The organism is Rhodoferax lithotrophicus (assembly GCF_019973615.1).
Classification (GTDB): domain Bacteria; phylum Pseudomonadota; class Gammaproteobacteria; order Burkholderiales; family Burkholderiaceae_C; genus Rhodoferax; species Rhodoferax lithotrophicus.
This window is the reverse complement of record NZ_AP024238.1, coordinates 4857208-4877986: the sequence shown is the minus strand read 5'-3', so window position 1 is coordinate 4877986 and position 20779 is coordinate 4857208. Positions and strand designations below refer to the sequence as shown.

The window sequence follows — 20779 nt, the reverse complement described above, 5'->3', positions numbered from 1 at the left end:
TCGCGGTCCTCAAATGTCGCCGGGCACGCCATAGCTGGGAGCCTGTGAGGGGTTCAGGGCTCTTTGCGTGTAGCTGTCAACTTGTGGCTCAAACTGCTTCCACAAGCCATGCAAGGTGGCAATGGGATCTTGCTCAGCCCAGTCTACCCGCAGATCAACCACCGGCCACGACTGCGCGTCCACCACCAGCATACCGGCAGAATGCACCGGACCAGCCTCACCGCCACTGTCCAGCCCGGCCCGCATGGCCTGCAGCAAGCGCTCGGCCAACTTTCCTTCAGAGGATTGGAAAGCCGCCAGCATTTTGACGGGCACCTCGGCGTGGGCCAGCAAGTTGCCAGCACATGCTGCATGTGCACCCAGAGCGGATGCCACGATGCCCAGGCCGCCGCTGCCCGTGAAACAGGCACTGCGCCCCTGAGCATCCACCAGTGCCAGTTGGCGGTATTCCATATGAATTGCGGTGGCCACCAGTATGTCAAGCGCCTGCTGTGCACTGGCACCGTGGGCCATTAAATCCAAAGCCTTGTCGCCCAGCGATGGATCGGTGACGTTCTGGCTTGCCACAGCGCCCACACCGGCTCGGGTTCGTATGCAACGCGCAGCAACAGCAGGGGAAGAAGAAGAAACCGCCGCGCCGAACTGGCCGGTGCGCGGGCAATGTGCAACGATGCTGAATGTCATGGTGGCCTCAGGATTCGGGTATGACGGCGATGGCATCCACTTCCACCAGCCACTCTGGGCGTGCCAACGCACTCACTACCAAACCGGTGGATACGGGGTAGACACCTTTGAGCCAGCGACCTACGGTACGGTACACCGGTTCCCGGTAGCGTGGGTCGGTCAGATAGATGGTGATCTTGCAAATGTGTTCGAGCTTGCTGCCAGCTTCGCGCAGCAACATGTCGATGTTCTTCATGGCCTGCTCAGTCTGCCCCTCGGCATCTCCGATGCACACGCTCGCGGAGGTGTCCAAGTCTTGCCCAATCTGGCCACGTACAAACACCATGGAGCCACGTGCCACCACGGTCTGACATAGATCGTTGTCCAGCTTTTGTTCGGGGTAGGTTACGCCCGTGTTGAATTTTCGAATGCGCGTATGTGTCATGGTAACGATGGAATGAAGGGGTGGATTACGCTGCCGTGCTGACTTCGGAAGCGGCCTGGTAGGCCTTGTACTTGCGCTGCATGGCAATCTGGTCGGCAATGTGCGCCGCATCGTGCCATACACCCCAGATAAAGGGGGAACCCCGCCGTGATAACCAAGCCAGCCCGAGGAAGTAGATGCCAGGTTCACTCGATACACCGCGCTGATGCTGCGGCTTACCGCTGTCATCAAAGGCGTTGACTTTCAGCCAGCTGTAGTCCAATGCAAAACCGGTGGCCCAGATGATGGAGGTTACGCCCGCCGCAGCCAAATCCAGTGAAAGAATAGGATGAGTCACACATTCCGGATTGGGCAGAAAGTTACGTGCCTCAGGCTCGGGTGGCAGATCAAGGCCATTGCGCTCAATGTAGGCATCCGCTTCATCCAACAGAGACAGGTAGTTGGCATCGCCGCGGGCTATGTTGTCTGCAAGGTCTGGTTGGAAGCTCACTACACCCGCATCGAAAGATTTCGTCATGCCAACGAGCTGAATGCCCTGGCTGGCAAGATCGCGAAAGTCAACCGTGTGACCACCATGGGCACCGCTGACGGCAATGGTGACATGCTCCGTTCCAGGCTCCATGGCCGATTTATCCCATTTACCCAGAACACCCAGCCACCAGACAAAGTCACGCTTGCGGTAGGCGCGCGGAGGGCGGTCGTGCGCTCCGACCGAGAGATACACCTGCTTGCCCGCTTGCTGCAACTCGGCTGCGATCTGCACCCCAGAAGAGCCAGCGCCCACGACAAGAACAGCGCCATCCGGTAATTGCGCAGGATTGCGATATTGGGCCGAGTGGATTTGGGTGAGGCGCGTGTCTTCAGGCGCAAGCGCTGGAATGACAGGAAGCTGGAAAGGCCCGGTTGCGGCAACCACGTGCTGGGCTTCGATCACACCTTCGGATGTTTCAATGGTGAAGCCTGAGCGACCTGCATTGCGGACAACGCTCTTCACCTCCACACCAGTGCGTATGGGGGCGTTGATCTTCGTCGCATAGTCTTCGATATAAGTCGCCACCTGCTCCTTGCCGACAAAGGCATCGGGGTCAACGCCGTCGAACTCCATGCCCGGAAAGCGATCGTGCCAGGCCGGACCATTGCACACCAGCGAATCCCAGCGTTCCGTGCGCCAGCGTTCGGCGATTCGGCTGCGCTCCAAAACGAGGTGTGGCACACCCAACTTGCTCAGGTGTGCGCTCATGGCCACGCCAGCTTGGCCAGCGCCAATGACCAACGTATCGGTTTTCTCAACTGTCATCTCTGTGTCCTTCAATGCGTAATGAATTGCTTGCTTCAAATGCGAGATTCAGTATCTGAACTCTGTGATGGACTGTATGTTGGCTGGCGGCGATTCTGATGAGCATTTTCCGAGGCCAGACATCAGAAAAATAATGCAGATCAGCTCGGATTGAGTGCTTCCCCAGCGGGGAAAAGCAGACCAACGCCACTGCAAGTAATTTTGTTTTCATGACCCACAAAAATACTGGTCTGAACGGCCGCAACACAATGGTCTCGAAGGTCATGAAAGTCGTTGTTGAACACCCACAACCATCCGGCTCCACCTGATCTCGCCATGCCATGCCAGCCTATTCATTTCAGCAACTTCGCTATTTCGTGTCCACCGCCGGGCCCTGCAATGTGGCGAACGCATGGCATCTCGCATACGTTTGCGAGTTCGCGCTTTAACCATGATGGTCGGGATGGGGAACAGCACGATTGGCGGACGGGTCGACTGCGGGAGCGTTTGGGCCTGGCCAAGTTGTTCCAAGACACGACCTGGTGGCCGCGCTCATGCTTGAGGTGGATGTTCAGCCCGGCCGCACCGATGACGGCCAGTTACTGTCGACGCAGACTCTGGCTCAGACCGTGGTAGAAGCAGCGCTCTGAATCAAATCAGCCGCCTTCTCACCGATCATGATGCAGGGAGCATTGGTGTTGCCGCTCACCAGCAAGGGCATGATGGAGGCATCTGCCACACGCAGCCCGCAAACCCCATGAACACGCAGGTCGGGGGCTACCACGGCCATCGGATCCACACCCATCTTGCAGGTGCCCGCCGGATGAAAAACCGTGGCGGCATGGTCGCGAATGTAGTCACGCAACTGCGCGTCCGTCTGCACCTCGACACCCGGCAGCATTTCCGTGCCGCGTATGTCGCCGAAGGCGCTATCTGCCAGGATAGCGCGCGCCAGACGCAGACCTTCCATCAGCACCTGCGCGTCCTGAGGCGCTGAGAGAAAGTTGTAGTCCAGTTCCAGCTTGCCTTGTGCGTCCAGGCGGAGCTGACCCCGGCTTTGCGGACGAAGTACGCAGGTGTGGATGGCGTAGCCATGCCCCCATTCAAAGAGCCGCCCTCGGTGGCTGCGATAGCCGGGAACAAAGTGAAATTGCACATCAGGCTCGCCATTGGAAAGCGGCGTGCGGGCAAAGCCACCGGCCTCCACATAATTGGTCGTCAGCCATCCCTTGCGCTGGAACAGATAACGCAAAGGCGCCATCATGAGTTGGGGCAAAGCACGCCACGAAAACCCCAGCGTGGCAGCTGATGGTGAACGGACCGTGACCAAGCCGTCCAGGTGGTCCTGCAAGTTCTGACCTACGCCAGGCAGGTCGCACTGCACGGTGATGCCTGCGGCTTCGAGCTGCTGGTGCGGCCCAATGCCAGACTTCAGCAAAAGATGCGGCGAGCCGATGGCACCAGCGCAGAGAATCACTTCGCGGTTTGTCCGCAACAGTTGCAGGCCAGAGGCGCTGCTCTGCACCCGAACACCCTGGACTTTTGCACCATCCATTTGCAAGGTGTCCACTGTGGTATCGCGCATCACCACCAGGTTTGCACGCTGCAGCACCGGTGCAACGAAGGCGCGATAGGCCGACAGACGACGGCCCTGCTTTTGCGTCACATCGTACAGTCCGACACCAAAGGCCGCCTCGCCATTAAAGTCCTGGTTCTCAGGCAGCCCCAAGCGTTGACCCGCTTGCACAAATCGCTTCGACACCGGATTCGGGTCACGTGGCTTATCGACCAAAAGCTCGCCACTGCTGCCGTGGCGGGAGGGGTCTTGCTGCAGCATGTTTTTCTCCGAGCGTCGGAAGTACGGCAGCACGTCGTCCCAACCCCAGCCTGTGCATCCGGCAGCCAACCACTTGTTGTAGTCGGAGGCAAAGCCGCGAATGTAAATCATGCTGTTCATGGAGCTGGAGCCACCCAACACCTTGCCGCGTGGGCAGTGCAGGCTGCGACCACCCAACGCTTTTTGTGGTGTTGAAAAGTAGTTCCAACTGTAAGTTGGGCTGGTGTAAAGCGTGATGGTTCCGGCCGGTACCTGCACGCGTTCACTGGCATCGCTGCTTCCCGCTTCCAGCAGGCAAACCCGCACATTCGGGTCTTCGCTGAGCCGATTGGCCAGCACGCATCCGGCGGAACCGGCACCCACGATGATGTAGTCGTAGCTGTCGCTGGCAGTGGTCTGTCGTGTTGTCATGGCAAGTGGGCCTGATCAGGCCTTATTCATTGTCCGGTTCATCCCCAATCTCATCATGCAGAAGATCGAGAATTTCTCGCTTCAACGCAATGAATTCGGGTTCCATTTCAACCCCCACATGTCGCGGTCGCTCCAAAGGGATGTCGAGCACCTTGCGGATGCGCCCGGGTTTAGCACCCATCACAAAGACGCGGTCGCCCAGAAGAATGGCCTCGTCAATATCGTGGGTAACAAATACCACGGTCTTTTTGGAGTGCTCCCACACCCGAAGCAGCAAACGCTGCATCTGGTGTCGAGTCTGGCTGTCGAGCGCGCCAAAGGGCTCGTCCATCAGCAGAATTTGGGGATCGTTGGCCAGCGCACGGGCAATCGCCACGCGTTGCATCATGCCGCCAGACAACTGCTTGGGAAAGTTGTCCGCAAATCCCAATAGGTTGACCTCGGCCAAATAGTGATCGACTACTTCACGCCGCTGTGCCGCGGGCATGTTGCGACGCTTCAGTCCGAACTCAATGTTCTGGCGCACGGTGAGCCAGGGAAACAGGGTGTATCCCTGAAACACCATGCCTCGGTCGGCACCTGGGCTCGTGATGCGCGCACCACCCACGCGAATCTCGCCACCGGTTGGCTCGTTCAGCCCCGCAGTCAGGTACAACAAGCTGGACTTGCCGCAACCCGAAGGCCCCACAATCACGGCGAACTGCTGATCTGGAACATCCAATGACACATCACCCAAGGCCGTAAAGCTACCGCCACCTGGGGTGTTGAACTGCAGGTTGACGTTGCGAATTTGCAGCCGTGGTGAGGCACAGGTTACGGTGTCCTGTGGATCCTGAAAATCGATGGAGGATGGCGTATTCATAGTTACTGTGCCCATGCGCACACCTTGAGTCGGAGTAATCGGAAGAGCTGGTCGGTAAGCAGCCCCAGCAGACCAATCACGGCAATAGCCAGGAAGATGACATCCACCTGCAGTCCGCGCATGGCCTTGAGACTGATATAGCCCAGCCCACTGGATGCAGCCACCATTTCAGCCACCACCAGATAGGTCCAGGCCCAGCCGATAGTGACGCGCAGGGTGTCCAGCACGCCAGGGAGAGATGCCGGCCCGAGCACATGCAGGAGCACATCACGACGGCTGCAGCCCAGCGTGTAGCTGGCGTTGATCAGGTCCTTGCCCACGCTGCGCGAGACATCAGAGATCATCACCAACTGCTGGAAGAACACGCCAAAAATAATCACCGCTACCCGCTGCTCCAGACCGATGCCAATCCAGAGAATGAATAGCGGAACAAAGGACGTGACAGGCAGGTAGCGAATGAAGTTGACCGGTGGATCCATCACGGCCTGAACAATGCGGAAGCTGCCCATCAGCAAACCCAGCGGAACTGCGATGGCCGATGACACGACAAAGCCTATCACCACGACTTCCACACTCGCCAGCACGTGATTCACCAGAGTCCCATCCTTAAACAGTCGAATGCCTGCTTGAAGCACCTCCAGGGGCGACGGCAGGAACATAGCGGGAACCAGCTCCCCGTACGACAGTGCGCACCAGCCGCCGAACATCAGCAACCAGCTCAAGGCACCGGCATACAACACCAGCATGCGCGGCAAATCGGTCTTAGGCGTTAGGCAACGCGTGAACAACTTCTGCATTTCAGACATCATCGGCCCTGTTAGTGCGAGACGGACAGGAAGTGGGTGTCCACCAAGTCTTCATAGCTCACGGTCAGAGTCTTTCCCTGGATGGCGCTCCAGGTTTCGTTGGCCAACGAGATCACGTCCTTGATCGGACCTGGTTTGGCACTGCTGCCCAGCAAACCGGCGCTGCCTTTGGTGTCATAGAAGCGCACACCCTTGAGGGAGTCAACCACGTCCTCTGGCTTGGACAGATAGCCACCCAGACCCTTGGCGATGATCTCTGCAGATTCCTTGGGGTTGGTCTTCATGTATTGCACGGCCTTGTTGACCCCGTCTACAAGAGCCTGCACATCCTTGGGCTGTTGTTTGATCACATCGCAACGCAACGCCACAACGTCCACAATCACACTAGGAGTCTTGCTGCTGTCAACCAGCACCTTGCCAACCTTCTTTTGCTTGACCATTGTGAGGTTGGGCTCCCAAGTCACGGCAGCGGGCACGCGCCCAGCAATGAAGGCAGAGGCAGCATCATCGGCCGTCATGTTCTTGACCTCGATATCTTTGAGTGACAGGCCTGCTTTCTTGAGGAGGTAGGACAACCAGAACATGGAAACCGAGCCTTCATTGACGGCCACGGCCTTGCCCTTCAGATCCTTGATGGACTCAATGCCCTTGGCCACCACAATACCGTCGCCGCCAGAACTTTCGTCCAAGGCAACCACCGAGCGGAAGCAGAACTGCGCACTGCGGTACTTGAGAATTTCATCGATCGTGGAAGCAGTGCCTGCGAGCTTGCCCGAAGCCATGGCTGCCATATAGAGGGAGGACTCCTCAATCGTCGTCAATTCAACTTCCAGGCCCGCCGCTTTGAAGTAGCCCAGATCCCGTGCAATAAACAAGGGGCCATAACCCACCCAGGTGGTGTGCCCAATGGAAATCGTGCCAGCAACAGCCGGCACAGCAGACAGCGCAGCGCCTGCTAGGCCGGCAACCAGGGCGGTGCGCAAGGAACGGGTGATTAACTTCAGCATAGGTACTCCAATGAATCGGTGGTGGGCACAAAGCCCGAGGTTGAGGACTGCGATGGCGTGACGCTTAATACGCGTTTTTACGATCTGCGGTATTGATGATCACCGATAAACCCCCGACTTCTGCGTATGAAATATGTGGGGCAAACAGAGCAAAAAACTGTCTTCCACCTCCATGCGCCAAACCGGTGCGACGCATGGGCGGATGCGGTGCGCCAGACCACACACAGTCTGGCTCTTGGCTAGAGTGCCAGGGTGCTTGCACAACAAGCCCCTAACGCACGCACCATGTTAGCCATACCCTAGGAAATTTATGGAGCCATGCTCGGAAAGGTATTGGTCAACACTGGTTAGCGCCCCGTCAAGTTCATGATTTGAATGATTCAACTTTGCACACTTGACCTTTGAAGAGGCGAAGTAATTTCGAATCCAATTCATTCAGGTCTAGGAACGACGCCGTAGGTCAAGCAACTACGATATGGACGATTGAAAGATGGAATATGACAGTGCGGGCTTGCGTCGCTTCAATGGTGTCGACTTGATGTACGCCAAAGTGTGCATGGAAATTGCTTTTATCGCTTATCAACATTACGAGAGTTCACATGGCTGCCTACACCCTGCGACAACTTAAGTATTTCGTCACAACGGTCAAGTGCGGAACCGTGGCGGAAGCATCACGCCAACTCTTCATTGCGCAGCCGTCCATCTCGGCCGCCATCAAGGGGCTGGAAGATGCATTCAATGTCCAGCTGTTCATCCGCCACCATGCACAAGGTATGTCGCTTACACAAGCGGGTGAGCGTTTCAATCTGCTGGCTCAGGAGCTGCTGCGCTCGGCGCACGCGTTTGAACAAAATACGCTGGCCGACAATGAAATGATCAACGGCCAGATCGACATTGGCTGCTTTGAAACGGTGGCACCGTTGTACCTTCCCAAGCTGATTGCTAGCTTCAACGAACGCTATCCGGGGGTACGCATCCGCATCAAGGACGGCGAGCAGCACGAGCTGGTGCACGGCCTGACCAATGGTCGCTTTGACGTTGCCATTCTGTACCGCCATGACCTGGACAGTACCCTCGAAGTCGAGCCCCTGCTGGCCCCACGCAAGCCCTATGTATTGCTGCCGGAAGCACACCCTCTAACGACTCAGGCGCACGTTTCCTTGCATGAGCTGGTGCATGAGCCCATGATCCATCTGGACATCCTGCCCAGCCGCACCTACTTCATCAGTCTGTTTGAAGAGCATGGACTCACGCCCAATGTGGTGTTCAGTTCACCCTCGCTGGAAATGGTGCGGGGAATGGTCGGCCAGGGCTTCGGTTTTTCTTTACTGGTCACCAAACCACACGAAGATCGCACCTATGACGGTAAGCGCTTGGTCTGCCGCCCGATCAAGGAAAACGTCAGCGGCTCGCAGCTGGTGGCCACCTGGTTGCGCAAGTCCCAGCTGACCAAGCCAGTGCGACTTTTTGTGGATCATTGCAAGATGGTGCTGGGCGAGATTGATACCGAACACGCCCTGCCGCCCAAGGTGACCGATATCGCATCGATCCGCCGAGCTGCCTGAGTACGCATTGCAGCTTGCAAAGTCCAAGGGCCACCGTGGCACCCGGGCTTTGCATCGGGATTACAGGAGGCCCAGTTCCTGAGCCGTGCGATTCACCGCGCGGTGGGTCTTCTCCACCAACTCGTCGATTTGGTCGCGCGTCATAACCAGCGTGGGTGCCATGATGATGCGCCCCGCAGTGGAGCGCACAATCACGCCCTCTTCAAAGCCCAATGTGCGGCAGCGCCAGGTCACCTCGGTCTCGTTTTCAAACAGGGTGCGGGTGGCTTTGTTCTGCGCAAACTGGATGGCTGCGACAAAGCCCTGCCCTTGGATTTCACCAATCAATGGATGCATGGAGAAGGTCTCATGCAAGAGCTTCTGCAAGTAAGGACCGGTGTCGTTCTTCACGCGTTCCACAATACCTTCTTGATCCAGTGCATTGATATTGGCAAGCGCCACGGCAGCGGCTACAGGGTGGCCGGAATAGGTCAGACCGTGGGCAAACACGCCGCCGTTTTCGACCAGCGTGTCGGCCATATGCCGCGACAAGACCAGCCCACCCATGGGTACATAGCCAGAGGTCAATCCCTTGGCAATCGTCAAGGTGTCGGGCTCAAAACCAAAATGCTGGTGTGAAAACCATTCTCCGGTGCGACCAAAGCCGCCAATCACTTCATCGGCACACAGCAGCACGTTGTACTTGCGGCAGATGCGCTGGATTTCGGGCCAGTAACTGGCTGGCGGAAAAATCATGCCGCCCGCACCCTGAAAAGGCTCGGCCACAAAAGCACCCACATTCTCAGCACCCAACGCCAGAATTGTGGCTTCAAGTTCCTGGGCCGATGTGAGCCCAAAGGCCTCCGGCGTTGCCGCACCGCCATGGGCATACCAATACGGTTCGCCAATATGGGCAATGTTGGCAATCGGCAAGTCACCCATCTCGTGCATGAATTTGAAACCGCCCAAAGAGGCACTGCCCACCGTGGAGCCGTGGTAGCCGTTCCAGCGACCGATCAGGATTTTCTTGCTGGGTTTGCCGACCACATCCCAGTAACGGCGTACCGTGCGGATCAGCAACTCATTCGCTTCCGAGCCCGAATTGGTGTAAACCACATGGCTGTAGCGCTTGGGTAGAAAGTCAAACAAGCGGTTGGAGAGCTCAATCACCGCCGGATGCGTGGTGTGGAAGAACATGTTGTAGTAGCTCAGATCCTCCATCTGCTTGGCCGCAGCGGCTACCAAATCCTTGCGGCCATAGCCGATGTTGGTGCACCACAGGCCCGACATGCCGTCCAGGTACCTATTGCCATCGCTGTCTTCTACATAGGCACCGTAGCCCTTGGTAATGACGCGCGGTTTTTCAGCATTCAAAGCCTTTTGATCAATAAAGGCGTGAATGTGGTGGGATGCGTCAATGGCCTGGTATTCCTGGGTACTGCGCTGGGTGTCAAGGGTTGTCATAAGGGCACTCTGTTGAATAAAAGGGGAGAAAAAGGGATGCAGCTACTAGGCTTGAAGGCCGATCCAGGTGGATTTGAGCTGGGTGAATTTGTCAAAAGCATGCAGCGAGAGGTCACGCCCAAAGCCCGATTGCTTGACACCCCCAAAGGGCATGGCGGGGTCGATAGCATCTACGGAATTGACTGAGACCGTGCCCACGCGCAAGGCGCGTGCCACGCGGTGGGCTCGGCTCAGGCTACCCGTCCAGACCGAGGCGGCAAGACCGTAAATGCTGTCGTTGGCCAGGGCCAAGGCTTCGGCCTCGCTGTGAAAAGCGGTAACGGCCAGCACCGGGCCAAACACCTCTTCGCGGGCCAGGGTCATATCAGGGCGTATTTGCGTGAAGATGGTGGGGGCCACAAAACAGTCGCTCTCACCCACGGTGACGCGCGTGCCACCGGCCACGAGGGTGCCGCCCTCAGCCTGCGCGTCGGCAATGAATTGCATGACGCGCGCGCAGTGATTCTGGTCGACCATGGCCCCCATGGTGGTGTTGGTATCCAGCGGGTCAGCCGGCTGGCGGCTCAGGGCATGTGCCTTGAGCCGTTCAACAAAGGCATCGTGGATGCTGGCTTCTACCAACAGGCGTGAGGTGGCCGAGCACACCTCGCCTTGGTTGTAGAAAATGCCAGCCGCAGCACTCTGGGCCGCTGCATCCAGGTCTTCGCAGTCGGCAAAGACCAGCATGGGGCTCTTGCCACCGCACTCCAACCAGACCATCTTCATGTTCGATTCAGCGGCATAGCGCATGAAGAACTTGCCAACCTGGGTGGACCCGGTAAAGGCGATGCAATCCACATCGGGGTGCAGACCCAGAGCCTGCCCGGCTTCTTCTCCCAGCCCAGGCAGCACATTGAACACCCCGGCAGGAATGCCCGCCTCCAGTGCCAACTCTGCCAGGCGCAAGGCCGATAACGGGCTTTGTTCGGCTGGCTTGAGAATGACACTGTTGCCTGCAGCCAGGGCTGGCCCCAGCTTCCAGGCTGCCATATCCAATGGGAAGTTCCAGGGGATGATGGCTGCCACCACGCCCACTGGTTCGCGGGTGATGGTGGCGACCACATCGGCGGCTGTGGGCACCACTTCGCCATAGACCTTGTCAATGGCATCGGCGTACCAGTCCATGACTGCGGCCGCGCCGGGCACATCAATGCTGAAGGCATCGGCGATGGGTTTGCCCATGTCCAGGCTGTCGAGTAATGCCAACTCTTTGGCGTTGGACAGAATCAGCGCGGCCAGCCGCCGCAGCACACGCTTGCGTTCGCGCGGCGGAATACGTGACCAAACACCCGATTCAAACGCCTCACGAGCGGACTGCACAGCCAGATCCACATCAGCCTGGCCGCAACGGGCAAGCTGCGCCAATACCTTGCCGGTAGCTGGGTTGATGGTGGCGAAAGTCCTGCCGTCTACGGCATCCACTGCGCGCCCGCCAATAAAGGCTTGGGTGCGTGGACGAATGTTGAGGGCTTCCGCGTGCCAATCGGTGGGGAGTGTTTCTTGCATAAGGGATTCCTGGTTTTCACAAGGTTGAAGCTTGCATTCCATGACACAGCACGGACGCTATTTGTATTGCGTGTAGTATGGGATTTGGAAGCGTTATTGAAAATTCCCATGAAGAGGTAACCCCTAGGTGGTAGAAGCAAACAAACCCCGGCACCCGTTGGAGTGGCAGCGGTTGATGACCCAGTTGGTAGATGGGCTGGACAGACCCAATTTCTGGCAGCTGCTTGCCCGCTCGATGGGCGACTACGCCGAATTCGACAGCCACTTGGTGCTGAAGTTTTCCGGCAATGAGATGCCCACCGTGCTCGCGGCCAACATGATGGAGTCGGGTGGAGCAGATTCACGGCTGCAGGATTACCTCAACGGCCTGTTTCTGCTGGACCCCTTTTTCACCCATTGGCGGGAGACCCGGTACAGCGGTTTTTACCGCTTGGATGAAGTGGCTCCCGATGCCTTCAAACGCACGGACTACTACAAACGTTACTTCCGCTTGAATGTGGCCGAGGATGAGGTGCAGTTCGTGCACGCGATCGACAAAGACCATGCCATTTGCTTGGCCCTGGGCTCCAAGCGCAGATTCAAACCGGCCGAGGTGGCAGTGCTGGCAAGCCTGGCTGCTTGGGTGAATGCGCTCATACGGCAACGCCTTCGCTTTGAAAAGTCCACAGAGATCTCACTTAGCCTGCACAGGCCAACGACTTCATTGAAGCTCAAATTAGAAGAGACCATGCGCAAAGGCAATGCACCCAAGCTGACGGCGCGTGAGCTGGAAATCACGCACCTGATCTTGAGCGGTTTTTCGGCCAAGAGCATCTCCGCCAAGCTGGCAATATCAGCAGAAACCGTCAAAGTACACAAAAAGCATCTCTACGCCAAACTGGGTGTGGAGTCGCAATCGGCCATGTTTTCGATGTTTTTCAATGCGCAGTAACCATGACATTCATCTCTCCACCGACTCGAACGCTACCCGCCTATGAGCAGGCAAGGCCTTCATCAAACAACAGATCACCAGCGGTACCTGGCGGCCCGGTGACAGCATGCCGAGTGAGGCGGCCTTGCGGCAAGCAGTTTGGGGTCAGCCGCATGACGGTGAACCGGGCCGTGGAAGAGCTGGCGGTGGAGGGCGTGGTGAGCCGGGTGCAGGGCTCGGGCACGGTGGCCGCGCGTGCCGAAGCGGCGCACCTGGGCTTGAAACCCTCTGCCCCCTGTCTGGCTGGCCGGTCAGTAGGGCTGGTGATCTGCAAAAATTGATAACAAATCGGCCTGTATACCAATAAATACCTGCGCAAGTAGCTTCTATAAACATAGCAATTCTGGCGACCAGGATAGGCCAGCAGTTTGGCAAGCTGGAGTTGGCTCAGTCATACAAATCCGGGATCAGCGGCGAATTTTTGCCTGCAGACTGGGGCTTGGGTGCGCTGGCAAAGGCCTGGGCCAGTGCATCGCCCGTCCAGGGGGACGCGGTGCTGCAGGCGCGATCCAGCGCTTGCAGCACCGTGGTGAAGCGGGGCTCGGCCAGTTGCCGGGCCAGTGCATTCAGTCCGCGTGGCGCAGACTGCGGCCAGCATGCCGCGGCCCAGGCCAGCACCTGCCGCCGGGCGGCCTGCGCGTCGTGGTTGCGGCAAGCGGCTTGCAGCGCACGCAAAGCCTGCTCTGCCGAGAGATTGGCCGCCGGGCCTGGCGCTGGCGCAGCAGACGGGGATGGTTCCACACGGGGTTGGCCCATCACCCCAGACCGGCGCGACCACCACCAGGCTACCAGCGTGCCCAGCCACAGCAGCGCCAGAGCGGCACTGAGCCAGGGCCAGAAGTCGGCCGAACTTGGGTTCACCGACGCGATGCGGCTAGCCAGCGGACTCTGGTTGGCGGCGCTGGCCGGGGTGGTGGCGGGTGTCTGATCCGGCATCGGGCCCGCGCTGGGCTGGGTCTGCGCCGGGGCCACTGCCTGGCCCCCCACGGCGGGCAGAATGTCCAGGCTGCGGGCGGGCAAAGTGGCTTCGCTCGGGGTGTTGCTGGCGGTGTCCCACCAGGCCAGCCGCACGGCGGGCAATTCGTAGTGCCCGGGCTGGCTGGCGATCAGCGCGATGTCTTGCTCGCGGCTGCCCAGCAAGGAACCGTTTTGCAGCTTGTCGTCGTTTTTAGCCTGATCGGGGTAGGCCTTGATGCCGTCCGGCAGCGGCATCAGCTTGGCCAGGTCAGGCAGTTGCGCCCCGCTGATCCCCAGGGCGCTGAGCTGCAGGTGGCGTGTCAGTGGCTCGCCCACATGCAGTGGGCCGGTTTCGGGTCGCCAGTGTTCCCGCAGCGTGAGCTGTTTGGCGGGCAGCCAGTCGGCTCCGCTGGCGGCGGCAGGACGTGGCAGCACATTCATCTCAATCGCGCTGGCCGACAGGCGCAGTGGGCGCATGCCGCCCAGCAGCTGGCTGAACGGCGTGCGCCCGAAGGCGTTGCCAAAAAAGTCGTTGAGGTCGTTCACGCTGCCCGAGGGCACCTGGGCCTCCAGCAACGGCCCCTTCAGGCTGAGCTTGCCACTGCGTTGCGGGGTCAACACGTATTGGCGCTCGATCACCTGGTAGGTGCGCCCGTGGCGCGTTTCGCTGCTTTGGCTGTCTTCGCCCAGCTGCCGCACCAGCACGTCGCTGTTGCTGGGCAAGTCCAGGCTGGCCTGGCTGATGGCCGTGCCCACATACAGCCGGATGGTCAACACCACCGCCGATTGGACGTAGGGCTGCTTTTGATCCAGCGTGGCCGAGATGGAGACGGGCGCCCCTTCGGCTGGGCCATCGGTGCCGGTGTTGGCGGCGTTGCCGGCATCCACGGTGAGTGTCAGCCCGGCAGACTGCTCGTTGCCCCAGCGCAGCGGCGGGATGGCCAGCGTGCCGGCGTGTCTGGGTGACAGCATCAGCGTCACCTGCGCCTGTGACGAGATGCGGCCGTTGATGATCTGGGTGCTGGAGCCGCGGCTGCTGCCCAGCACCTCAAAGTCCTGTTGCAGGGGCCCGATGTCGGGCTGTGCACTGGTGCTGCCGTCGCTTTGCACCAGCAGGCGCACGGTGTCACCCAGGGCGATACGGGTTTTGTCCAAAGTTGCGGTCACGCTGGCCAGCGCCGACAGGCACAGGCTGGCGGCCAGCAGCGTGGCAGCAAGGCGGGGGATCATCCTTTTCATGGTTTCGCGTCTCGTTGTCTCATCAGGTGTTGAATCATGAATTTGCGCCGCAGCAAGCCGCCGGGGTCATCGGGGATGCTGCGCAGCCACTGTTCCTGGGCCATCTGGTTTTCCGTCAGGGGGGTGCTGCTTGCGGCGCTGGCCCCGGTCTGGATGCCGTCAGCGGTGCTCTGCCCTTTGGCAGCAGGGGCAGCCTTTGCAGCTTGAGCCGCTTGCAAGCTGGCCTGGGCATCACGGCGGGCCTGCTCGGCATCGTTGGCGGCTGACGAGGCCGTGGCTGGGTTGGCCTGCGCCGCCTTCTGTGGGCCGGAGGCAGCGGCGCTGGGTTTCTGCACGCCAGCGGCTGGCTGGTTGTTCCCCGTGCTGCCTGGCTTGTCATTGGCCTTGTCCCCCGGTTTGTCGCCTGGTTTGGCATCCGGTGGCTTGTTGGAGCCATTGCCCGGCTTGTCACCGGATGGGCCCTGCGATGCGGGCTTTTGCGACTGGCCTTGCGGGTTGTTTGGCGTGCCGTCCTGGCTGCCGTCTTGCAGCTTGTCCTTTTGATCACTTGGCTGGCCGTCCTTGGGCTGGCCCGGTTGCCCGTTTTGCGGCTGGTTTTTGTCAGCCGCCTGTTGTTGCGCCAGCGCCTTGGCGACCAGATCGCGGTTGTGGCGGGCATCGGCGTGCTGGGGAGCCAGCTTGAGGGCGGCGTCATAGGCCTTGAGCGCGGCGGCCAGATCACCGGCGTGGGCCAGGGCATTGCCCCGGTTGTAGTGGGCTTCGCTGTCGTTCAGGCTGCTGAGTTCCTGGGCGGCGGCGGCATAGTCACCGGCCTTGAACTGGGCCTGGGCCTTGCGGCGCGGGTCGGCATAGGTTTTGGCGGCCTCTGCGGGCTGGCCTTGTTGCAGCAAGGCCTCACCACGTTGGTCGGCATTGCGCCACAGGCTGGACCACCAGCCTGCAGCACCGGTATCGGCCTGCGCCTGCGCTGCCAGAAGCATCAGGGTGGCTGTGAATGCTACTTTTTTCATAGCCACCTCCGGCGTGCCAGCAAGGCTGCCAGCAGCAGCAAGGCGGGCAATAAATAGGCCCCGGCATCGTGCCAGTGGGCCACCTCCACCCCGGTGGCGGCCAGGGCCTCACCCGGCATTGGGTGGGTGGCCTGCAAATCGGCCACCAGAGTGGACACGCTGGCGGCCTCCACATAGCGCCCGCCGCCGAGTGTGGCGAGTTGCTGCAAGGGCTCCTGGTTCAGGCGGGCCAGTTGCGGCTGGCCCTGTGCATCTTTGGCAAAACTGCCGTCGGCCTGGCGCAAGGGTGCACCGCCCGGGGTTCCCACACCGATCACGCTGACGGACACCCCTTGTGCCTTGAGGCTGCTGGCCATGCGCAAGGCTGCAGCCGGGTCGTCCAACCCGTCGGTGGCGACGATGATGTGTTGATCCCGCGTGCCGGACGCGGCCAGCATCTTTTGCGCTTGCGCCAGCGCCGGGGCCAGGTGATCCCCGGCGCTGGGCATCATGTCGGGGGCCAGTGCGGGCATCAGGGCGCGCACGGTGGCCACGTCCTGAGTCAGCGGGGTCACGACGTAGGGTTCGTCACTGAAGGCCACCAGGCCCACTTGGGCATCGTGCGCCGCACCCAGCACATCGTCCAGCGCATAGCGGGCGCGTGTGACGCGATTGGGGGCCAGGTCTGTGGCGGCCATGGAGGGCGACAGATCCAGCACCAGCACCCAGGCCGCAGGGGCGCGGTAGGCCGGGCTGCTGTCTTGTTGCCAACTGGGGCCGGCCAGGGCCAGCACGGCGAGTGTCCAGGCCAGTGCCAGCCAGGGCCATGGGCGTGCCATGCGGGCCACTGGTGCGCCAGCATCCTGGCCATCGAGTTGCAAGGCGGGCAGCAAGTCGGCATCAATCACGCCCGACCAGTCTTCACCGCGCGCCCGCCGGTGCGCCAGCCACGCCACCAGCGCCCACAACGGTGGCAAGGCCAGCAGCCACAGCGGGCGCAAAAAATGAAAGGCTTGTACCCATGCGTCAAGGCTCATGATCTCTCCCTCATCAAGACCACGCCGACGCTCAGCAGCAAGGCCAGCGCCAGCGGCCAGGCAAACCACTCGCTGCTGGGACGAACCCACTGGGTTTCGCCGCTGGCGGGCTCCAGCTGGTCAATGTGGCGGTAGACGGCTTGCAAAGCCGTGGCATCGGTGGCCCTGAAGTAGGCTCCGCCGGTGATCTGGGCCATGGTTTGGAGGGTGGCCTCATCCAGACCGGTGTTGCCGCTTGGCCCAAAAGCACCCTGCTCCACTGGTGCGCCCACGCCAATGGTGTAAATGCGCAAGCCTGCGGCGGCGGCCATCTTGGCAGCGGGAATGGGGTCCATCAGCCCGGCATCGTTGCCGCCGTCGGTCAGCAAAATCAGCACCATCTTGTCTTGTGGCCCGGCTGCGTCACGGTGGGCCTGAAGCCGCTTGAGCGCCAGGCCCACCGCATCACCAATCGCAGTCTGTTGCCCGGCTACCCCAATGACCGCCTCGCGCAGGAACTGGCCCACGGTGTCCAGGTCGGTCGTCAGCGGGGCTTGCAGATAGGGTTGGCTACCAAACAGGATCAGGCCCAGCTGATCACCGCTTCGGTGGCGGATGAATTCACCGGCCACCGTTTGCACCACCTGCAGCCGGGTGGCGCCCCCGGCCATGTCCTGTTCGGCCATCGAGCCTGAGGCATCCACCGCCATCATCAAGCGCCGCCCGGTGGTGGGCACCGGCTGCGGCTCGCCCAGCCATTGCGGGCGCATGGCCGCACCCACCAGCAGCAGCCAGACCAGCGCAAACAGCAGCACCCGTGCGCGTGGCGTGGCCCGAAAACCCGTTACCCCCGCGCTGGCCACGCTGGCGGCAAAGGGCAGAAACAAGGCCCCACCCTGGGGTGGGGCCGGTGGCAAAACACGCCCGGCCAACCAGGGCAGGGGCAAAAACACGGCCATCCAGGGCCAGGCAAAGTGCATCATCTCAGGATCATGCTTTCGATTTGAAAAACGCCCGCGCACCGGCCACCCAGTGTGCGCGCTTCGGTTGAACGGGGCCGCCATAGGCGGCTTGCAGCAGTGCAGCACCGGCCTCGCCCTGCCAGTCCACGCCCCCATGGGCGGCCACAAAGTTGATCCAGCGCTGGCCGCTTAAACCGGCCACGGCTTCGCGTCCGTAGCGGGCCAGGGCGTAACGGCGCACCAGGTGCTCCAGCGCCGCAGCCCATTGGGCATCGGGGAGCGGGGTCTTTTCCAGCTGGGCCAGCTCTTTCAGGGCGACGCGGCGCAAGCGCACTGGGCGGCGGGTTTGCCAATACCCCAGGCCCGCCATCAGCAGCAGGGTCAGCAGCGCCAGCCCCCACCAGCCCGGTGCCAGCGGCCACCAGCCGGGCGGCGCTGGCGCGTGGTTGGGGGCCAGTTGTGCCAGCCAGTCAGGGTTCATGCTGCCCATGTGGGCTCCTTGAGCAGGGCGATCAGCCGATCCGGGAAAACGTCGGCGGTGTCCAGCGCCACCAGCGGCAGGTTCAGCTGCGCCGCCAGCTGGGTGAGCGCCTGTTCCCGCTGTTGCCAGGCGGCTTGCCAGGCCGGGCGGCTGCCCAGCCCGTCCAGCCACCACAAGCGCCCGGGCAGGCCCACGCGGTGGCTGCCTGCGGGCAGGCCGTTGCGCTCCAGCGGGTCGGTGACCCACAGCAGGCGGCAGTCGCAGCGGGCACTGACCCCGGCCAGCAGGTCGGGCACGGCCGCATTCAGGCCGGTGAAGTCGCTTAGCAGCAGCACCAGGCTGCCGGGCTGCAGCAGCGGGCGCAGGGTGTTTAAAGCGGCTTCCAGTCCGCTGGCGCTGGGCAGGCCGGGTGCGCGCGGTTGGCTTTCTACCAGGGCTTGCAGCAGGGGCAGCACACCGGCCTCGCGCGTGCGGCCAGGCAGGATGCGGGGGGGCGCTGCGCCGTCACTGACCACCGCCCCCACCCGGTCGCCGCCCAGGGCTGCCACCCAGCCCAGCAGCGCGGCGGCGTGCAGCAGCAGGGTTGACTTGAACTGGCGGCGGCTGCCAAAAAGCAGCCCCGGCTGCAGGTCGGCCACGATCCAGACCGGGCGCTCGCGCTCTTCGCGAAACAGCTTGGTGTGTGGCTTGCCGCGCCGGGCGGTGACGCGCCAGTCGATGGTGCGGGCATCATCCCCGGCGGCATAGGGGCGCACCTCCTCAAACTCCAGCCCGCGGCCCCGCTGGGCGCTGCGGTGCGCGCCGAGCAGTTGCGCCAGCGCCGGGCGGTGGGCGTGCAGGCTCAGGCCCCGCGCTGCGCCGCGCAAGGCCACCAGGTCGATGAGTTCCGGCAGTTTCATGGGGCCGGAACCAGCCGCAGCAGCTCATCCACACAGGCTTGCGCGGTGATGCCGCGGGCCTGGGCGGTGTAGTCCAGCAACAGGCGGTGGCGCAGGGCATCGGGGGCGATGGCCTGCACGTCTTCGGGGCTGACGTAGTCGCGCCCGTCAAGCCAGGCCAGCGCTCGGGCGCCACGCTCGATGGCCATGGCCGCACGTGGGCTGGCCCCCCAGCGCAGCCATTGCTTGAGCTGTTCGCTGTAAATTTCGGGGTGGCGCGTGGCATCGACCAGGGCGGCAATGTAGTCGGCCACCGAGTCGCTGAGCGTCAGGCACAGCACCTCGCGGCGGGCGGCAAACACCTGGTCTTGCGTCATGTGGTGAGCTGGCGCGGGCTGCGCATGCCCCTGGAGTGCCTCGTGGCGCGTCAGGTCCATGATGCGCCGGGTGGTGGCGCGGTCTGGGTAGTCCACCAGGGTGTGCAGCATGAAGCGGTCCAGCTGCGCCTCGGGCAGGGGGTAAGTGCCTTCGTGCTCAATCGGGTTTTGTGTGGCCATCACCAGAAACAGCCGGGGCAGCGCGTAAGTGGACAGGCCGACGCTGATCTGGTGCTCGCCCATGGCCTCCAGCAGCGCGGACTGCACCTTGGCCGGGGCGCGGTTGATTTCGTCGGCCAGCACCAGGTTGTGAAACAGCGGGCCGCGCTGGAACTGGAAGCTGCCTTCTTCGGGGCGGTAGATGTCGGAGCCGGTCAGGTCGGCGGGCAGCATGTCGGGGGTGAACTGCACACGCTGGAATTCACATTCCAGGCCTTGCGCCAGCGACTTGATGGCGCGCGTTTTGGCCAGGCCGGGTGGCCCTTCCACCAGCAGGTGGCCGTCGGCCAGCAAGGCCACCAGCAGGCTCTCAACCAGCTTGTCCTGGCCCAGGATCTGGGTGTTGAGGTAGTCGCGCAGGTGCGTGAATGCCGCCTGGGCATGGCCAGCGGGGGGTGTCAAATCGATGGTGGTGATGTCCATGTCAGGGCTCCGGTCAGGGCAGGTTGGCAGGTGAAATGGGGGTTCAAATCATGGTGTGTTGTCTCCAGCAGGCTCAGGGGGCCAAACACCCGAGGGCTGTGCCGGGATTGAACTGAGGTCATGCCGCTGAAGTGGCCGCATTCTAGGCAGCAAAACTTAGATGAAAATTAGCTTGCAGGTGCTGACCCGGCCCATGGGGTGGCAGGTTCACCCAGGGGCTGAAGAGGCTGCCGATCACAAATACACCAAGCACACGGCAGCGACCTGGTTCAAGCCCTTCCACCGGCTACCTCAATGCTATAAATAAAATAGCTTCTTGCGCTTGATGTACCTGCGCTAGAGGCCAATTTTTCATATAAAACTGCGCCAGTAACCCCGCGTCGGCAAATTCATGGCGCTGCACGCAAA

At 61.3% G+C, this 20779-nt stretch carries 19 protein-coding genes; 3 read left to right on the top strand and 16 right to left on the bottom strand.

The genetic code is table 11. The features are described 5' to 3' along the window. Nucleotides 1-9 precede the first annotated feature (9 nt). The 7 genes from LDN84_RS22565 to LDN84_RS22535 form a co-directional block, all read right to left on the bottom strand. Entirely contained in the window at nt 10-684 is a 675-nt protein-coding gene (locus tag LDN84_RS22565; protein WP_223906216.1) for a DUF1028 domain-containing protein, read from the bottom strand. Nucleotides 685-691: 7 nt separating this feature from the next. Then, nucleotides 692-1108: a RidA family protein gene (locus tag LDN84_RS22560; protein ID WP_223906214.1), complete on the bottom strand. Its 417-nt coding sequence runs from the start codon at nt 1106-1108 to the stop codon at nt 692-694. Between the two features lie 25 nt (nt 1109-1133). Then, nucleotides 1134-2405: a flavin-containing monooxygenase gene (locus LDN84_RS22555; protein ID WP_223906212.1), complete on the bottom strand. Its 1272-nt coding sequence runs from the start codon at nt 2403-2405 to the stop codon at nt 1134-1136. 601 nt (nt 2406-3006) lie between these two features. Then, a complete protein-coding gene (locus tag LDN84_RS22550) occupies nt 3007-4632 on the bottom strand; it encodes a GMC family oxidoreductase (protein WP_223906210.1) in 1626 nt (541 codons plus the stop codon). Between the two features lie 22 nt (nt 4633-4654). Next, on the bottom strand, nt 4655-5494 hold the full coding sequence (locus tag LDN84_RS22545; RefSeq protein ID WP_223906208.1) for an ABC transporter ATP-binding protein: 840 nt from the start codon (nt 5492-5494) through the stop codon (nt 4655-4657). A gap of 2 nt (nt 5495-5496) precedes the next feature. Further along, nucleotides 5497-6291: an ABC transporter permease gene (locus tag LDN84_RS22540; protein WP_223906206.1), complete on the bottom strand. Its 795-nt coding sequence runs from the start codon at nt 6289-6291 to the stop codon at nt 5497-5499. 20 nt (nt 6292-6311) lie between these two features. Further along, on the bottom strand, nt 6312-7307 hold the full coding sequence (locus tag LDN84_RS22535) for an ABC transporter substrate-binding protein (protein WP_223906204.1): 996 nt from the start codon (nt 7305-7307) through the stop codon (nt 6312-6314). Nucleotides 7308-7906: 599 nt separating this feature from the next. Between LDN84_RS22535 and LDN84_RS22530 the strand changes: the two genes are divergently transcribed. Continuing rightward, entirely contained in the window at nt 7907-8872 is a 966-nt protein-coding gene (locus LDN84_RS22530) for a LysR family transcriptional regulator (RefSeq protein WP_223906202.1), read from the top strand. A 60-nt stretch (nt 8873-8932) separates the two neighbouring features. On the opposite strand, the gene LDN84_RS22525 is transcribed toward LDN84_RS22530, so the two are convergent. Next, the gene (locus LDN84_RS22525; protein ID WP_223906200.1) at nt 8933-10315 is read right to left on the bottom strand and encodes an aspartate aminotransferase family protein; all 1383 of its coding nucleotides are present in this window, start codon (nt 10313-10315) and stop codon (nt 8933-8935) included. A 45-nt stretch (nt 10316-10360) separates the two neighbouring features. Next, on the bottom strand, nt 10361-11860 hold the full coding sequence (locus LDN84_RS22520; RefSeq protein WP_223906198.1) for an aldehyde dehydrogenase: 1500 nt from the start codon (nt 11858-11860) through the stop codon (nt 10361-10363). A 175-nt stretch (nt 11861-12035) separates the two neighbouring features. Between LDN84_RS22520 and LDN84_RS22515 the strand changes: the two genes are divergently transcribed. Together LDN84_RS22515 and LDN84_RS22510 are read left to right on the top strand one after the other, a co-directional pair. Continuing rightward, the gene (locus LDN84_RS22515; protein ID WP_223906196.1) at nt 12036-12791 is read left to right on the top strand and encodes a helix-turn-helix transcriptional regulator; all 756 of its coding nucleotides are present in this window, start codon (nt 12036-12038) and stop codon (nt 12789-12791) included. A 2-nt stretch (nt 12792-12793) separates the two neighbouring features. Next, nucleotides 12794-13111, top strand: coding sequence for a GntR family transcriptional regulator (locus LDN84_RS22510; RefSeq protein ID WP_255610433.1), 318 nt, complete (start codon nt 12794-12796; stop codon nt 13109-13111). 106 nt (nt 13112-13217) lie between these two features. On the opposite strand, the gene LDN84_RS22505 is transcribed toward LDN84_RS22510, so the two are convergent. The 7 genes from LDN84_RS22505 to LDN84_RS22475 are packed head-to-tail and all read right to left on the bottom strand — an operon-like array spanning nt 13218 to nt 20371. Next, a complete protein-coding gene (locus tag LDN84_RS22505; RefSeq protein WP_223906194.1) occupies nt 13218-15026 on the bottom strand; it encodes a BatD family protein in 1809 nt (602 codons plus the stop codon). Next, entirely contained in the window at nt 15023-16036 is a 1014-nt protein-coding gene (locus tag LDN84_RS22500; protein ID WP_223906192.1) for a tetratricopeptide repeat protein, read from the bottom strand. Before LDN84_RS22500 ends, LDN84_RS22505 begins: the two co-directional genes overlap by 4 nt. Beyond that, on the bottom strand, nt 16033-17052 hold the full coding sequence (locus LDN84_RS22495; protein WP_223906190.1) for a VWA domain-containing protein: 1020 nt from the start codon (nt 17050-17052) through the stop codon (nt 16033-16035). The genes LDN84_RS22500 and LDN84_RS22495 overlap by 4 nt, the downstream gene beginning before the upstream one ends. Then, complete coding sequence (locus LDN84_RS22490) at nt 17049-18014, bottom strand: VWA domain-containing protein (protein ID WP_223906188.1); 966 nt, start codon at nt 18012-18014, stop codon at nt 17049-17051. The genes LDN84_RS22495 and LDN84_RS22490 overlap by 4 nt, the downstream gene beginning before the upstream one ends. Before the next feature lie 7 nt (nt 18015-18021). Next, nucleotides 18022-18483: a DUF4381 domain-containing protein gene (locus tag LDN84_RS22485; protein WP_223906186.1), complete on the bottom strand. Its 462-nt coding sequence runs from the start codon at nt 18481-18483 to the stop codon at nt 18022-18024. Beyond that, on the bottom strand, nt 18471-19373 hold the full coding sequence (locus LDN84_RS22480; RefSeq protein ID WP_223906184.1) for a DUF58 domain-containing protein: 903 nt from the start codon (nt 19371-19373) through the stop codon (nt 18471-18473). Before LDN84_RS22480 ends, LDN84_RS22485 begins: the two co-directional genes overlap by 13 nt. Beyond that, nucleotides 19370-20371 carry an AAA family ATPase gene (locus LDN84_RS22475; RefSeq protein ID WP_223906182.1) on the bottom strand — a complete coding sequence of 334 codons (1002 nt, stop codon included), beginning with the start codon at nt 20369-20371 and terminating at the stop codon, nt 19370-19372. The genes LDN84_RS22480 and LDN84_RS22475 overlap by 4 nt, the downstream gene beginning before the upstream one ends. Nucleotides 20372-20779 lie beyond the last annotated feature (408 nt).